This window comes from Marinomonas rhizomae (assembly GCF_003315485.1).
Taxonomy (GTDB): domain Bacteria; phylum Pseudomonadota; class Gammaproteobacteria; order Pseudomonadales; family Marinomonadaceae; genus Marinomonas; species Marinomonas rhizomae.
This window is the reverse complement of the sequence record NZ_QNSE01000021.1, coordinates 13,544-28,135: the sequence shown is the minus strand read 5'-3', so window position 1 is coordinate 28,135 and position 14,592 is coordinate 13,544. Positions and strand designations below refer to the sequence as shown.

The following is a 14,592-nucleotide window of genomic DNA, read 5'->3' as shown; positions in this document are numbered from 1 at the left end:
CTGTAATAATAAGCATCCATGCAATTCAATTGGCTTGCGTGTTCATATTCGTTTCATCGAATACAACGCCACGGGCCTGCTCGTTTGCCGTCCTCATAAGCTTCCATGCAATTCAATTGGCTTGCGTATTGTCTCGTTCCTCGACACGTCAGCACCAATTAAACGCATGGACGCTTTAAACCGAAGAAGGCTAGCTCCCCAGCATAACGTGAAAGCGATTCTTCGAGCTTGCTCGGGGAGCGAAACGTTATACTGGGGAGCCACCTTACGTCCTACCGGGGAGCGAAGCGTGATACTAAGTTCAGTACAACAGGAGTGAGGCGTTACACCAAATTCTGCAATGTGTGATTCAACACCGCCAAGGTCACGGCTACATCGGGTGTATCAATCGCTTCCGCTGGGTGATGACTAATGCCTTTGTCACAGCGCATAAACAACATAGCCACAGGGCAAATATCCGCAATCGCCATGGCGTCATGTCCTGCTCCAGAGAACAAGGTGTGAACCGGAATATTTTGTACTTCAATCGCATCTCGTAACACGCCTTGTAGTTTCGCGTCACAATGTACCGCATCTGCGGCATGGGTCGCTTTGCGCTCAATACGCACATTACGACGGGCAGCAATGGCGTCTAATTCCATCAAAATTTCGTCGAGCGCGACATCACGCTTATCATCAAATTCACTGCGAATATCAAGGGAAAATCCCGTGTTGCCAGAAATAACATTCACGCCATTAGGGCGATTTTGAATACGTCCAACGGTGGCAACTATGCCATGATTTTGCGCCACTCGTTCCACCGCAAGAATCATCTCACTGCTAGCACAAAGGGCATCTTGACGGAGGTTCATTGGCACTGTACCCGCGTGCCCGGCCATGCCGGTGATATTAAATTCAAAGCGTTTCGCCCCAGCGATGGCACTTACCACACCAACGGGCAAATCCAAGTCTTCTAGCACTGGTCCTTGCTCAATATGCAGCTCAAGATAACCGAGCAAGTTCTCCGTTGCGATGGCCGCATTGGGAATGCTCGCGAAGTCTGAGCCAAAGTCTTTTAGCGCTTGCGCTAGGCTAATCCCATCACTGTCTTTCACTTCGGCCCAGCTTGCAGGCCATTGGCCTGTCAGAGCACGACTGCCAAGCAAGGTAGAGCTAAAACGCGTGCCTTCTTCGTCGCCGAAGCCCACTACATCCAGGTGAAACGGCAAACGAACGCCTGCCTCTTTCATTGCAGCGATCAAGGTAACAGGCGTGATAACCCCCAACATGCCGTCGTATTGACCACCATTTGGGACGGTATCTAGATGACTGCCCATGATAAATCGCGGCGCATCAGGATCAGCCGCTTGCCAGCGCCCCCATAGATTACCTGCTTCATCTTGCCAGGTTTGCATGCCCGCTTCTTGCATCCAGCCGCCCACCAATCCATTGGCTTGTTTATGTTCTTTGGTGAGATAACGACGATCTAGGCAATCGTCGCTTTGACTGATTTTGCCAAGTTCGTCACAGCGGTCCATGACCAACTGAGCGAGTTTGCCGTAATCTGCCATTATTTTTCTCCTGCGTAAACCGACATGGCCGCATCTACCGCAGCGCCAGCAGGTAACGCAAAACCAGCGCGACGAAGTACGGTTTCTAGCGACTGCAAAGTATGCAAAACAGCGTCTTGGCGAGCGTTGTAACCCATGGTGCCAATACGCCAAACCTTTCCTTTTAATGGCCCAAAGCTGGTGCCGATTTCGATATTAAAAATGTTCAGCAAATCATGACGTATTTGTTCACCATCGACGTGCTCTGGAATATGTACACCAACGACATTGGTCATCTTATGTTTTAAGTTACCAAACGGTTTCAAACCCATAGCTAAAACACCTTGCAGCATGGCGTCACCTGCCAGCTGATGGCGCTGAATCACCGCACCTTGGCCTTCGTTAAGTAACTGAATCGCACATTCACGAGAACCAAATAACATGGTCGCGGCTTCCGTGTGATGGTTCAAACGCTCATCGCCCCAATAATCCATGATCATTGGCAAATCAAAGTAGTTTGAACGAATGCGCATGCCAGATGAGCCTTGATGATGCGCATCACGAATGCCTGCTTCAACATGCGCGCGCTTACGAACACAAGAGACAAAACGCTCACTCAATGTAATCGGTGCGCTACCCGATGGGCCACCAAGACACTTTTGCAAACCAACAGAGACCGCGTCGATTTTCCATGCGTCAACGTCCAACGGGTTGCCGCCAATAGATGCCGTGGCATCGGTGTAAAACAACACATCATGAGCACGACAAATATCACCCAACTCTTCTAATGGCTGGAACATGGTGGTCGACGTATCGCCCTGCACAATCGCCAATAGTTTTGGCTGTACTTTTTTGATCGCGTCTTCAATTTGCTGCGGATCAAAGACTTCGCCCCAAGGTACTTCGATGGTGTGAACTTCGGCATCGGCACGTTCGGCAATTTCGGCTAACAAGTGACCAAAGCGTCCAAAGATAGGAATCAGCACTTTATCGCCTGGTTCCAAACAAGACACCAAAGCCGCTTCAATACCGGCACGCGAGGTGCCATCGATCAAAAAGGTTTGTTGGTTCTTAGTATTAAAAACGCGACGATATAGCTCCATAACTTCGTTCATGTAGCTGGTCATGGTTGGATCATATTGACCCACTAACTGAGTCGACATCGCCGACAACACGCGTGGGTAACAATTGATCGGGCCAGGGCCCATTAATAACCTTGGAGGTAATGAAAGCGGCTGCATAATAATCTCCTAACCTAAAACTTGATAAAGCATCTTGATGCCAGTGAAAATTAACACCACAGCGAAGACTTTCTTCAATTTCGCCGCATCTAAACGATGCGCTAAACCCGCACCAACTGGCGCAAATAAAACGGTCAATGGAATGATGCAGGCGGCGCCAATTAAGTTCACCAAGCCCACAGTGCCGTAAGGGGAATCAATTGGGCTATCACCAAAAACCAGCATGGTTAACGCCGCGGGTAATGAAATAATCAAACCCACTGCAGCGGCAGTGCCGACAGCGCGATGAGCTGGATAATTACAAAAGGTCAGCATGGGAACGGTTAAGGTACCTCCTCCAATCCCCACCATAGAACTGAAAAAACCAACGCATGTGGCCATCACACCTTGCCCAGCATGGCCCGGTAAAGATTTAAACATGCTGTCTTTTTTGCCAAGCAACATGTTCAATGCAGATAAGGTCGCAATAATACCGAACAACAGAGTCAACCACTGCCCATCAACACGCGTTACGACAAAACTGCCGATCATCACGCCTAAAAAGATAAAAAAGCCCCAACGTTTCAGCAAGTCAAAATCCACATTGCCTTTGGCTTTATGAGCGCGAATCGAGCTAATCGAGGTCGGAATAATGGTTGCAAGAGACGTTGCAGTCGCCACTAACATGGCCGTATCTGCGCTCACACCCAAGCCTTGATACAAGAAAAACAACACAGGCACGATAACAATACCGCCGCCAACACCTAACAAACCGGCTAAAATCCCGCCGACCACACCCGTGGCCATCATGGCGAGAATCATGGAATAGTTTTCCATTATGAATGACATGTTTCTGTTCGCTCCTAAATGAGATTGTTACTTAAAATAGTGTTACTAATAAAATGTGTTTTAAAAAGTACCGATGGCTAAGCCATCACTGCGTGGGTCCGTCGCAGCGTCGGTGTGACCTTCCGGATGAAGCACCACCGCACCAGCGTGCCCCATTAATTCATTACACGAATCAACGACGACTAAATCGTGACCGCGTTTCACCAGTTCATCGGCAGCGATATCTGCAAAGTCTTGCTCGACTTTCAAATTATGACTCACATCACCCCACGTTCGACCAAGCAACCAACGTCCTTCACTAATGGCTTGATCCAACGGCATTTGATGATAAACATAGCGACTAAACAAGGCGGCTTGCGTCTGTGGCTGACCTTCTCCACCCATGGTGCCATAACTGATCCGACGGCCATCATTCAATTCAGCAAACGCCGGATTCAAAGTATGAAAAGGCTTTAAATTCGGCGAAAGCGCTTGAATTGAGTCTTTATCTAACGAAAAAGACGAGCCGCGATTATTCCACACAATACCCGTAGAAGGGCTGACCACACCGCTGCCAAACTCCCAATACAAACTCTGAATGTAGCTGACCATGCGACCTTCGCTGTCACACGCGCCCATCCAAATAGTGTCGCCATGTTTGGCTTGATGCGGCCAAGGCTGAGCACTTTCTAAAGCGATCTCGTGACACATTTTTTCGAGCTGTTTTTCTTCCAACAGGGACGCTAAATCCATGGCTAAACGAGATTCATCGGTGACGAATTCATTGCGCGCGATAAAGGCTTGTTTGGTGCATTCAATCAATAAGTGCGCCATGTCGGTGGCGGTTTTACCTTGCGTATAAAGCTTGTCATACAAGGCCAAAATCAATAACGACGCGATACCTTGTGTTGGCGCTGGCAAGTTATAGAGAGAGCCAACACTGGTTTTGACCTGCAAAGGCTCTACGCGTTTTGCTTGATATGAATGAAAATCCGCCAAACGAATAGGTGAGCCTGCTGTCGCTAAATCTTTCGCTAATCGCACGGCAATATCGCCCTGATAAAAATCGTCTAGCCCTTTTTCAGCCAGTTCTTCCAGCGTTTTCGCCAACATTGGCAAAGTCAGGTTATCGCCTTGATCGTACAGGCTGCTATGCTTTAAAAACGACGATGCAAAGCCTTGTACGTCGACTAGATCCGCAAAGGTTTTCTTGCTGGCATCGACATAGGTTTTTGTCACTGCGCTGCCGTTTTTCGCTAACTGAATCGCATCGTCCAGTAAGGTCGATAAGGGCAAGTTTTGTGCGTTGGAGGCGGTTTGCCATTCTTGACTCACTGCCAAGGCTTCTTGCCAACCCGCAACAGCGCCCGCCATAGTCAAAGCCGCTTTTCCGCCTCGTGTCGGGATACTATCGTGGCCGCAATAAAACTCCATCGAGGCCAATTCTGCAGCTTTGCCTGACGCATCAATGCCAATCGGTGTTTTGTTCGGCTCACTGATCAACCAAAAACCATCACCACCCAAGCCGTTCATATGTGGATAGACCACGGCAATCGTAGCCGCTGCAGCGACCATGGCTTCTATCGCAGTACCACCTTGTTCAAGAATTTTTCGCCCTGTTTCTGTGGCTTTAAAATGTGGCGCCGTAAACGCTATCTCGTTCTTTTTCATGACGCTGACTCCATTAAGGTTTTTGCGAACTCAATTAGCGCCAAATCTGTGCCTTTTGAACCCACCAAAGACAAACCACACGGCGCACCATGTAAGGTACAAACAGGCAAATGCAACTGTGGAAGCCCTGCCAATCCAGCAATGGCCGTAATGTCCATCAACTGATTTCGATACGCCGCGAGTTCGTCATCGGGCGCATCAAATAAAGGCGCTAACCCTGGTGTAGTCGGGATGATAAGTACTGATTCTTCGATTTCATTTTCCAGCCAATCAGTAAAACGCTGTCTTTGCTGTTTTGCAGCGGCAATGTCAGCTGAAGAAATGGTTTGGCACCAGTCAAAACGCTGCTGAATATCTGGTGCAAAAACAGAGGAAGTATCAACCTCTGCTAAGCCTTTAAGATCATTAATCCACTTGCCATGTTCGTGCCAAATTTCTGCGCCTTGTAAGGTTCGAAAAGTCTCGCTGGTTTTCCATACTTTGGTGTCGATTACGACGGAAGATTCTTTTAGGAAATAACCTTGTTCACGCCATGTTTGCAGCTGACTCTTTAGCTCTTTTACGTGGGCTACTTGATCAATTAAATTCTTAGCAATCAATATGTTATTAAATGCTTTAGACGGTTTTCTTTTGAGCAGCGTTGCGGCCGTTCTTGCTAACGTTTCTAAGTCTCTGGTAAGCCAACCTACCGTATCGAAAGACGGCGCAAGAGCGACCATATTATCAGATGGAATGACGCCATGGGTCGGACGTAATCCAAACAAGCCGTTATAGCTTGCAGGGACGCGAATCGAACCGCCCGTGTCTGTGCCTAAGCCTATATCAGCAAGATCAGATGACACAGCCACCGCCGAACCCGATGACGACCCGCCTGGGAGACGATTAGGTGTCACCGGATTTGAGGGTGTTCCGTAGTGAATATTTTGTCCATTAAGGCTGTAAGCCAACTCGTCCGTAATGGTTTTACCGCAAAAAGTTGCCCCAGCATCAAGCAAAGCAGTAACGCTAGAAGCCGTTTTCGTCGGAATCGGATGAGTGGCAAGCCAAGTTGGATTCCCAGCGGAAGTTGGCCGCCCTACCATATGAAACAAGTCTTTCACAGCTAAACGCAAACCGCTTAATGGCAAGGAAGAATCGGCTTGTGGCGACTCATTCCAAACAGTTTCGCTCGATATTGAATCTAATGTAAGAAAGGGATTTTGTACCATGAAATGTTTCATATGTCCTCCGCTTGATTAGCACATATGAAACAATCGTTTCACCACCCTGTCAACTGAAACAAAAAAGAATTCTATTTTTTCTTCAAAAGTGTCGCAAACAGTGTGGGTCAGTTTCTATTTAAAAATTATGGCTCTAACTCGTCCAAATCTTCATACAACGCCGAAATCGCCTGCGTCTGACGACTCGCCGCATCACCCAAAACGCCAAACACACGGTTGCACAACATAGAAATTAAGCTCATTGGCGCGGCGTAGCTGTCGAATGGACTTTCGTTGCCAAGGTGACAAAGCAGTACATGGGACACTTGTTGGTTATAAACCTGCCCTGTTGGATCTGTAATCAGGACTGTTGTTCGGCCCTGCAAAGCTTCAACGATTTGTTTGAACTGGCGAGTGCGACGTCTAAAGCCCAGCAAGACAATCACTTCATCATCAAGAATGTCGTGTAAATCTTCCCCTAATGTTTGACCCGGTTGCGGCAATAAGCGAACGGAGTGACGCACTTGTTGCAACTGTTGACGAAAATGCAACGCTAATGGATAGGCATTACGAAAACCTATCAAGGTCACTCGGCTTGCTTTGGCTAGGCGTTCACTGATGTCGTTAAGGACTTCAGGTCGCAGACCTTCAAAGGTCAAGGACAGGTTTTTTAGCTCTTGCGCGGTTTGATCCAAAGACGAGCCTTGGGTGTAAATTGGCACCCCACTTTCGCGCAATGACAATTGCGCTTGCTTCGCCCCTTGTTGAGAGTCGTAACCAAGCTGACGAAAGAAACGACTCACGGTCGCTTTTGACGTGTTGGTGTTTTCAGCAATCTCGGCCGACGTTTGACTCACAATTGCCAAGGGGTTCTGTTGTAAATAGTTTGCTATGGATCGCGCTGAAGGAGACAGAGTCGGGTAGCTCTGCTCGATCAGGGATAGCACATCCTGCTTTGTCGCCACGGGTTAACCTCAATTCGGGGATATTTTGCTCTACGGTAATGTATTATCGCTGAACTGCCAACTTAGATTATCGCTTTGGGGTCTCGTAGTACGCTTTCATCAGGAAAACACATCAGACCAAGTAAAAGAAGAGCGCACCAAAAAATCATCAAGGCACCACATTGGCGCACAAAAAAGAACACTGAATACTCTTTTTCACTGCAACGCCTTTTCGCTATAACGTTTGGTCACTGGTCATTTTCTATCGTATTTGCGCTGATTTGTTACATAAAACAAATATAGAGAAACTTTTGTTTCACATTGGCATGGGTGTTGCAAATTGTGTTTCAGGCATTTACAAAATGAAACAGGAACCCCGACCATGAAAAGATTAACCAAACTACTAAGCAAAACATTGATCATTGCTGCAGGCTTTAGTGCATTAAGCGCAAGTGCAGATGTATTGCAGGATATAAAAGACCGTAACCTTATTCGCATCGCTGTTCCTCAAGACTTCCCTCCATTTGGCTCTGTTGGTACTGATTTAAAACCACAGGGTATCGATGTGGACATGGCAAATTACATTGCGAAAGAAATGGGCGTAAAAATCGAAATCGTCCCAGTAACCAGTGCAAACCGTATCCCTTACCTGCAAACCAAAAAAGTCGACCTAGTGATTTCTAGCCTTGGCAAAAACCCTGAACGTGAAAAAGCCATCGATTTTTCTACACCGTACGCACCTTTCTTCTTAGGCGTATTTGGCTCTAAAGAGGTTGCCGTTACACAAATCAGCCAGCTAGCAGACAAAACCGTTGGCGTTACTCGCGGTTCGGTGGAAGATTTAGAGCTTGAGAAAAATGCACCTAAATCTGTTAACGTGCGTCGCTTTGAAGACAACAACACCACGTTAACGGCTTACCTGTCTGGTCAAGTGAACTTGATTGCTACTGGTAACTTGGTTGCAGCAGAGATTGCTAAACGCCAGCCACAACGGGCACCAGAAAGTAAATTCATGCTGAAAGACTCGCCTTGCTACATCGGCATGGCAAAAGGCGAAACAGCTCTTCAGAGCAAAGTAAATGACTTGATCAAAGGCGCCTTAGCATCAGGTGAGCTAAACGACATTTCGATGAAATGGCTAAAAGCACCACTACCTAAAGGCTTCGGCGCATAAGGCTTTCGTTATGTTGTATTTCTCTGATCTATTGCAATACAGCGATGTGTTTCTCAGTGGTTTAAAAACCACGGTTGAGCTCACTGTACTGACAACGATCTTGGGAGTGGTATTGGGTACGGTCTGCGCGACCGTACGCCAATACGGCAACCGAGCAAGTCAACGAGTCGTCAGTGTGTACGTGGAACTTATCCGTAACACGCCCTTTATTGTTCAATTGTTTTTCATCTTCTTTGGTCTTCCAGCTATTGGCATGATGTTGTCGCCATGGGAAGCCAGCATGATCGCACTGACCATTAATCTTGGCGCATACAGCACAGAAATCATTCGAGCAGGTCTTGCCAGTATTTCAAAAGGTCAGATTGAAGCTGCAAAAGTGTTGGGACTTAACTTTCGTCAAACACTGACGCGCGTGATCTTCGTACCGGCATTTGAAAAAATTTATCCAGCCCTAACCAGCCAATGCATTATCGTCATGTTGGGTTCTGCGGTCATTTCACAGATTTCGGTGCAGGACTTAACCTACGCAGCTAACCTTGTGCAATCACGTAACTTCCGCGCTTTTGAAAGCTACTTTGTGACAGCACTCTTGTACCTTGGTTTGTCTATTCTGTTGAGATTTGCTTTCAACGCTTTAGGAAAACGCCTATTTGCTTATAGAGCGTCTAATTAAAAGACATTCAATAAGAGCAAAATGAGGAAAACTCAATGATCGAATTTTCTAACTACGACATTCTGCGCAACTTAATGTTTGCGACACAATGGACGATCTTATTATCACTCGCAGCGTTTATCGGCGGTACTACAGTCGCGCTGACATTAACCGCCATGCGCTTAACACGTAACCCTGCGATGCAACGCATCGTAAGAGTCTACGTGGAACTGTTTCAAGGCACGCCATTACTGATGCAGATGTTCTTGTGCTTCTTTGGCTTATCCATGCTGGGTTATGAAATATCCGCTTGGGGAGCAGCCATTTTGTCGCTGACGCTTTTTACCAGCGCCTTTTTAGTAGAAATCTGGCGTGGCTGTATCGACACCCTGCCAAAAGGCCAATGGGAAGCCAGCCGTTGTTTGGGCTTAAGCTTTTTACAAACCCTACGACATATTATCTTACCGCAAGCGATTCGCGTGGCGACCGCTCCAACTGTCGGCTTTTCAGTACAAGTCATTAAAGGCACAGCTTTGGCGTCGGTAATTGGCTTTGTCGAGCTAACTAAAGTCGGCACCATGTTAAATAATGCTACTTTTGAACCCTTCAAAATATTCACTCTAGTCGCACTTATTTATTTCATGCTCTGTTACCCACTGTCTTTGTACAGCAAGCATCTGGAGAAAAAATTCAATGTCTCTCGTTAACCTACATCAAGTCCATAAATACTATGGCGATAATCATGTGCTGAAAGGCATTGATCTAGACATCAAAGCAGGAGAAGTCGTTTCTATCATCGGCAAAAGTGGCTCTGGCAAAAGTACTCTATTGCGCTGCATTAATGGCCTGGAACAATACCAAGAAGGCGGTATTACTGTTGATGGTAAAGAAGTCACCACTGAAGATATTCAGGTGCGTCGTCTTGCTCTTAGCGTTGGTATGATCTTCCAAAACTTCAACCTTTTCCCGCACATGACGGTGGGCGAAAACGTTATGCTCGCGCCAACGATTGTTTTAAAGAAAAGCAAAGCCGAGGCCGAAACGACGGCTCGCGCCATGTTGGAAAAAGTAGGGCTCGCAGATAAATTCGATAGCTTCCCAGAAAAGCTATCTGGTGGTCAGCAACAACGTGTGGCCATCGCACGCGCCCTGGCGATGTCTCCGAAAGTTTTATTATGTGATGAAATCACCTCTGCTCTTGATCCAGAACTGGTTGGCGAAGTACTAAAAGTACTCGAGCAATTGGCGAAAGAAGGTATCACCCTGGTACTTGTGACCCATGAAATGAACTTCGCCCGCGACGTCGGCAGCCGAGTGGTCTTCATGCACCAAGGCAAAGTCTGGGAACAAGGGGATTCGAAAACCCTCTTGTCCAACCCTCAGACAGACGAGCTCAAACAATTTATAGGGGCTGTGCTTTAGTAGTTCGGGAATTAAGAATGGAATACAGTCGAGGCAACATTGTTACACTGGCAAATTCATCAAAATGCCTTGGCTGTATTTAACCTATTTTCTACAAATCTATTTGGTAGAAATCCATATTTTTACCTTTTGGATTAGGGAATAAATACTCCCAACCTGCGCGTTTATAATGATGTAAAGCTCGTTCATTGGCCCTACTCACACACAGCATTGCTTTATTGCAACCCGCTTCTATTAATTGAGCGCGGATAAACTCTTGCAGCTTAGTCCCCAAGCCTAAACCTCGATATTCGGGAATCAAATAGATTAATTGAACATAACCAGTATCAACAGACCTAGAAAAAGATCTAAATTCCAACTGACCAATAAGCTGACTTTCATGCCAGATATGAAAGTAATACCAGCCTTCTTCTAACGTGTTTTGCCGTAACAGAGCTTCGTAGCCAATGATTGAATCTTCAAAACCAACATCACTTCCGAAGCTGCATAAGTATGCATCCCGTCTAAATGCCACACATTGAGAAAAGTGTGTATCGATAGAAATAGGTTCAAATCTAATATCCATATAAAACCCTTATATTTCCCTGCAAAAGAGCTTCAAGAAAAACAATATTTTAAGAAAACATGTTAGCTCTTTTGCATTGGATAGCAATCTCGAAATGAGTCAACAAGAGCCATAGAACCCTATCTCGACAATTTAGCAACACGTTCTTTATGTCGTGTTTTCGCTTTGTCTCTTGCGGTGTTGTAGATATTCATAAGCTCTTCTGCACTCACGTCGATAAAAATGTCTTCCTGCTCTAGCACGTGATAAAGGTCTTCCATTTCAAGCGACTGCTGTTCATGGGGTTCTTGATTGAGCGAAACGTTTAAAGAAACAGGATAACGTCGCCAAGAAAAACAATTATTGAGAATAAAAGCCAATACCAGCATTGCTAATAAATTGATCAATAATGGATACAGTAAAAACTCATACCCCATCGCATGTATACTGCTGCCACCAATCACACAAGATAATGCAGTCGACCCGCCTGGCGGATGCAAGCAACGCAGGTAATGCATGCTGATAATCGACACACCAACCGCCATAGCACCAGTAACAAAAGACGTACCAAATTCTTGATAAAAACTAATGCCAATAAAAGCAGAGATAAGATGCCCTACTATAAAAGGCCATGGTTGAGACAAAGCTCCATGGGGAATGGCAAACAACAAAACCGCACTGGCCCCGATAGAGGCGACTACCAATAATGAATCCGATAGAGATAAAAATAGACTCGATAAATAGTAAACACTGACTAATGCGAGACAAGCAGTCATACCTGATAAAAAGCGTTCAAAGTGGGAAGTTTTATTGGTTTCAATACCAATGAACAGAGCAATGTTACGACAATATGAGAGGAACATTTATTTAATGGGACCTTACAAAAATAAATAACGATTTCAAACAACTAAGACGACCTATAGTGTTTTCCTAGTAGCGGCGCCATTTTAGTGATTAAAATAGCCTGATGTATAACGAATTTAAATGAGGTTTAAATGCAATATAGTTGCATTTAAAATTATAATGGATATTGAACAAACCAAAACCTTTCTCGAAATTATTCATGCGGGAACGTTTGCTCGTGCAGCAGAACGCCTACATGTCACTCAAACCACGGTGACGGCACGGGTCCAAGCATTGGAATCGGCACTAGCTTGTACTCTATTTATCCGTAATCGAGCGGGTGCAAAGCTAACAAAAAGTGGTGAAGCCTTTGTGCAACCAGCCAAGAAAATGATGGAAGCATGGGAACAAGCCAAACAAATTTGTGGTAATGAGGACTATCAAGCCAAACAGACACTAAAAGTCGGCGGAGAAATTAGTTTGTGGAACCCGATTTTAATCGATTGGTTACTTGCTCTTGCTGACGATATGCCACATTTAATGATCAACAGCCAAGTATCCACCACAGACATGCTGTATCAATCTCTGCAAAAACAAACAATCGATGCCATTATTGTCCACAGTCCGCGTTATTTACCCGGCTTGGTCGTCGAACAAATTGCCGAAGAAAAACTCATTCATGTCGAGTCAGGCAAGCAAAATTTTCCAGATTTATTCATCGAATGGGGAGAAGAATTTACCCTACAATTTGATCGTTGTGTGCCCTTTAACCGACAAACGGCAATGCAGTTTTCTCTTGGCCCTATGGCATTGAAATACTTATTGGCGAAAGGTGGAAATGGTTACTTTCGTACACGAGTGGTCGACCACTATTTAAAAGAAGGGCTTTTACACAAAGTAAAAAGCGCTGCTGAATTCACTTATCCCATTTACCTTGTGTATCACAAAAACACAAGATTGCCGGATACCTTTGAACAAGCTAAAGAATACCTTTTAGAGAAAGGCAAAAGTTTCTCTAACTGGATGATTTAATGTTGTAAAAATGACTAATCGAATTTGCTGGGCTACTCTATAAACATACACTTATCCGACTAAAAAAGTCGTGATGAGCAGACATTATCTTATTTGTTTTTTTTCATCTTATGCTGTATCAAATAATACAGTAAAGTAAACCCTATTCTGAATCAGAAAAACACGGGATGTTTAGGCTATGTTTGATTGGATTAATGCGTCTCTTAACCGAAAAATCGGCAGTATCCTCGCCGTATCATTAAGTTTTTTACTCATTGTCATTGGTTATTCTATTTATCAGGTTCGGGCGATCAACCATGAATTAAGAGAGATTTCACACGTTGATATTCCGCTAAATGAAGTCATCACTCAGGTCGAAATGCTTCAGCTGCAACAACACCTTTCCATAGAACAGTTTCGTCTATTGCTTGAAAAAGGCCATAAAAGCGAAAACACCGTTGAGTCATTTTTAAACCGCCACCAAGTCATCACTAACTTACTTAATCGTGCAACAAACTTAGTCAGCACAAGCCTTAATAATGATGAAATTCAGTTCAAACCAGACCAGTATCAGCTCATCCTCACTGAAATATATGACTTTTCAGACGTCAATCAAGAATTTGAAAAACAGCTGGAAACCCTACTAATTAATGGCAATTTACCAGCAGAAACATGGCAGCGCTTAGAATTAACGGCAGCCAGCTTAGATAAAAACATAGTGAACATATTAGGCCAAATAAGCAGGCTCACTCAAGAGAGCGCACAATATACAGAAGAACATCAACGTAGCTTTATGTTGATTGAAACCAGCCTTGGGATTTGCGCTTTTATTTTAAGCAGCTTACTGGCGGCTTATGTTTTGCATGTGATGCGCTCTAGAATTCACCACATTCACCAACAAGTCGAACAACTTCATACCTCTTTAGAGCATGGCGAACCTATCGTTAGACCAGACAATAAAGGCTTAAGTAGCAGCGATGAATTGGGTGAGCTTGAATTGGATTTAAAAAGAATGATAATGCGGCTATCAGACGAGATGGACACCCGAAAAGAGGTTGAGCAGCAATTACTCACTCTGGCCACCAAAGACAAACTCACCAACACCTATAATCGCCATAAATGGTCGGAACAAATTCAGTTACTCATCAATCTTTCCGAGCAAGGTAATACCTTTAGCTTGATTTCATTAGACGTCGATCACTTCAAAAAGGTGAATGATACCTACGGTCATCAAATGGGTGATAAAGTCTTACAAGAACTGGCAAATTTACTGCAAAAAGACATCACCAAACCTGATATGGTGTTTCGTATGGGGGGTGAAGAATTTCTAATCCTGCTAACGAGACAAAGCGTTGATGCAGCCTCCAAAATCGCGGAACGCCTTCGTCATGAGATCGAAGTACTCCAAATCGAAGGTTTACCAAAATTCACCGCCAGTATGGGCGTTACCGAATATCACTTTGATGAAACAGAAGATCAGCTGATGACCCGTGCCGACGAAGCACTCTACCATTCCAAAGAAAACGGCCGAAACCGCATTACTGTAGTGGCATAA

Annotated in this window: 14 protein-coding genes; 6 read left to right on the top strand and 8 right to left on the bottom strand. The window is 45.1% G+C overall.

Annotated features, from left to right (window positions below; genetic code table 11):
- Positions 1 to 323: 323 nt before the first annotated feature.
- From DFP80_RS19650 to DFP80_RS19625, 6 genes are all read right to left on the bottom strand, one after another.
- Complete coding sequence (locus tag DFP80_RS19650) at positions 324 to 1,550, bottom strand: allantoate amidohydrolase (protein WP_113918489.1); 1,227 nt, start codon at positions 1,548 to 1,550, stop codon at positions 324 to 326.
- Positions 1,550 to 2,770, bottom strand: a complete 1,221-nt coding sequence (gene pucG, locus DFP80_RS19645) for a pyridoxal-phosphate-dependent aminotransferase family protein (RefSeq protein WP_113918488.1) — start codon at positions 2,768 to 2,770, stop codon at positions 1,550 to 1,552. Before pucG ends, DFP80_RS19650 begins: the two co-directional genes overlap by 1 nt.
- A gap of 9 nt (positions 2,771 to 2,779) precedes the next feature.
- The gene (locus DFP80_RS19640) at positions 2,780 to 3,598 is read right to left on the bottom strand and encodes a sulfite exporter TauE/SafE family protein (protein ID WP_113918487.1); all 819 of its coding nucleotides are present in this window, start codon (positions 3,596 to 3,598) and stop codon (positions 2,780 to 2,782) included.
- 60 nt (positions 3,599 to 3,658) lie between these two features.
- The gene (locus DFP80_RS19635; protein WP_113918486.1) at positions 3,659 to 5,248 is read right to left on the bottom strand and encodes a gamma-glutamyltransferase family protein; all 1,590 of its coding nucleotides are present in this window, start codon (positions 5,246 to 5,248) and stop codon (positions 3,659 to 3,661) included.
- Positions 5,245 to 6,468, bottom strand: coding sequence for an amidase (locus DFP80_RS19630; protein WP_113918485.1), 1,224 nt, complete (start codon positions 6,466 to 6,468; stop codon positions 5,245 to 5,247). The genes DFP80_RS19635 and DFP80_RS19630 overlap by 4 nt, the downstream gene beginning before the upstream one ends.
- A gap of 125 nt (positions 6,469 to 6,593) precedes the next feature.
- A complete protein-coding gene (locus DFP80_RS19625; RefSeq protein ID WP_113918484.1) occupies positions 6,594 to 7,412 on the bottom strand; it encodes a MurR/RpiR family transcriptional regulator in 819 nt (272 codons plus the stop codon).
- A gap of 361 nt (positions 7,413 to 7,773) precedes the next feature.
- On the opposite strand from DFP80_RS19625, the gene DFP80_RS19620 reads away from it, so the two are divergent.
- Genes DFP80_RS19620 through DFP80_RS19605 form a run of 4 tightly spaced genes read left to right on the top strand, consistent with a single transcriptional unit; the run spans position 7,774 to position 10,639 of the window.
- A complete protein-coding gene (locus DFP80_RS19620; RefSeq protein WP_113918483.1) occupies positions 7,774 to 8,565 on the top strand; it encodes a transporter substrate-binding domain-containing protein in 792 nt (263 codons plus the stop codon).
- Positions 8,566 to 8,575: 10 nt separating this feature from the next.
- A complete protein-coding gene (locus DFP80_RS19615; protein ID WP_113918482.1) occupies positions 8,576 to 9,238 on the top strand; it encodes an amino acid ABC transporter permease in 663 nt (220 codons plus the stop codon).
- Between the two features lie 35 nt (positions 9,239 to 9,273).
- Positions 9,274 to 9,924, top strand: a complete 651-nt coding sequence (locus DFP80_RS19610) for an amino acid ABC transporter permease (RefSeq protein ID WP_113918481.1) — start codon at positions 9,274 to 9,276, stop codon at positions 9,922 to 9,924.
- Positions 9,911 to 10,639, top strand: a complete 729-nt coding sequence (locus tag DFP80_RS19605; RefSeq protein WP_113918480.1) for an amino acid ABC transporter ATP-binding protein — start codon at positions 9,911 to 9,913, stop codon at positions 10,637 to 10,639. The genes DFP80_RS19610 and DFP80_RS19605 overlap by 14 nt, the downstream gene beginning before the upstream one ends.
- Before the next feature lie 91 nt (positions 10,640 to 10,730).
- On the opposite strand, the gene DFP80_RS19600 is transcribed toward DFP80_RS19605, so the two are convergent.
- Together DFP80_RS19600 and DFP80_RS19595 are read right to left on the bottom strand one after the other, a co-directional pair.
- Positions 10,731 to 11,204, bottom strand: a complete 474-nt coding sequence (locus DFP80_RS19600) for a GNAT family N-acetyltransferase (protein WP_113918479.1) — start codon at positions 11,202 to 11,204, stop codon at positions 10,731 to 10,733.
- 119 nt (positions 11,205 to 11,323) lie between these two features.
- Positions 11,324 to 12,046: an HPP family protein gene (locus tag DFP80_RS19595; protein WP_113918478.1), complete on the bottom strand. Its 723-nt coding sequence runs from the start codon at positions 12,044 to 12,046 to the stop codon at positions 11,324 to 11,326.
- A 160-nt stretch (positions 12,047 to 12,206) separates the two neighbouring features.
- Here DFP80_RS19595 and DFP80_RS19590 point away from each other — a divergent pair, with 160 nt between their 5' ends.
- The gene (locus tag DFP80_RS19590; protein WP_158601383.1) at positions 12,207 to 13,058 is read left to right on the top strand and encodes a LysR family transcriptional regulator; all 852 of its coding nucleotides are present in this window, start codon (positions 12,207 to 12,209) and stop codon (positions 13,056 to 13,058) included.
- Between the two features lie 178 nt (positions 13,059 to 13,236).
- A complete protein-coding gene (locus DFP80_RS19585) occupies positions 13,237 to 14,592 on the top strand; it encodes a GGDEF domain-containing protein (protein WP_113918476.1) in 1,356 nt (451 codons plus the stop codon).

Coding starts and splice junctions, on each gene's coding strand:
- DFP80_RS19605 (WP_113918480.1), top strand. CDS start 9,911: ATGTCTCTCGTTAACCTACATCAAGTCCATAAATACTATGGCGATAAT.
- DFP80_RS19635 (WP_113918486.1), bottom strand. CDS start 5,248: ATGAAAAAGAACGAGATAGCGTTTACGGCGCCACATTTTAAAGCCACA.
- pucG (WP_113918488.1), bottom strand. CDS start 2,770: ATGCAGCCGCTTTCATTACCTCCAAGGTTATTAATGGGCCCTGGCCCG.
- DFP80_RS19630 (WP_113918485.1), bottom strand. CDS start 6,468: ATGAAACATTTCATGGTACAAAATCCCTTTCTTACATTAGATTCAATA.
- DFP80_RS19590 (WP_158601383.1), top strand. CDS start 12,207: ATGGATATTGAACAAACCAAAACCTTTCTCGAAATTATTCATGCGGGA.
- DFP80_RS19610 (WP_113918481.1), top strand. CDS start 9,274: ATGATCGAATTTTCTAACTACGACATTCTGCGCAACTTAATGTTTGCG.
- DFP80_RS19615 (WP_113918482.1), top strand. CDS start 8,576: ATGTTGTATTTCTCTGATCTATTGCAATACAGCGATGTGTTTCTCAGT.
- DFP80_RS19600 (WP_113918479.1), bottom strand. CDS start 11,204: ATGGATATTAGATTTGAACCTATTTCTATCGATACACACTTTTCTCAA.
- DFP80_RS19650 (WP_113918489.1), bottom strand. CDS start 1,550: ATGGCAGATTACGGCAAACTCGCTCAGTTGGTCATGGACCGCTGTGAC.
- DFP80_RS19620 (WP_113918483.1), top strand. CDS start 7,774: ATGAAAAGATTAACCAAACTACTAAGCAAAACATTGATCATTGCTGCA.
- DFP80_RS19595 (WP_113918478.1), bottom strand. CDS start 12,046: ATGTTCCTCTCATATTGTCGTAACATTGCTCTGTTCATTGGTATTGAA.
- DFP80_RS19640 (WP_113918487.1), bottom strand. CDS start 3,598: ATGTCATTCATAATGGAAAACTATTCCATGATTCTCGCCATGATGGCC.
- DFP80_RS19585 (WP_113918476.1), top strand. CDS start 13,237: ATGTTTGATTGGATTAATGCGTCTCTTAACCGAAAAATCGGCAGTATC.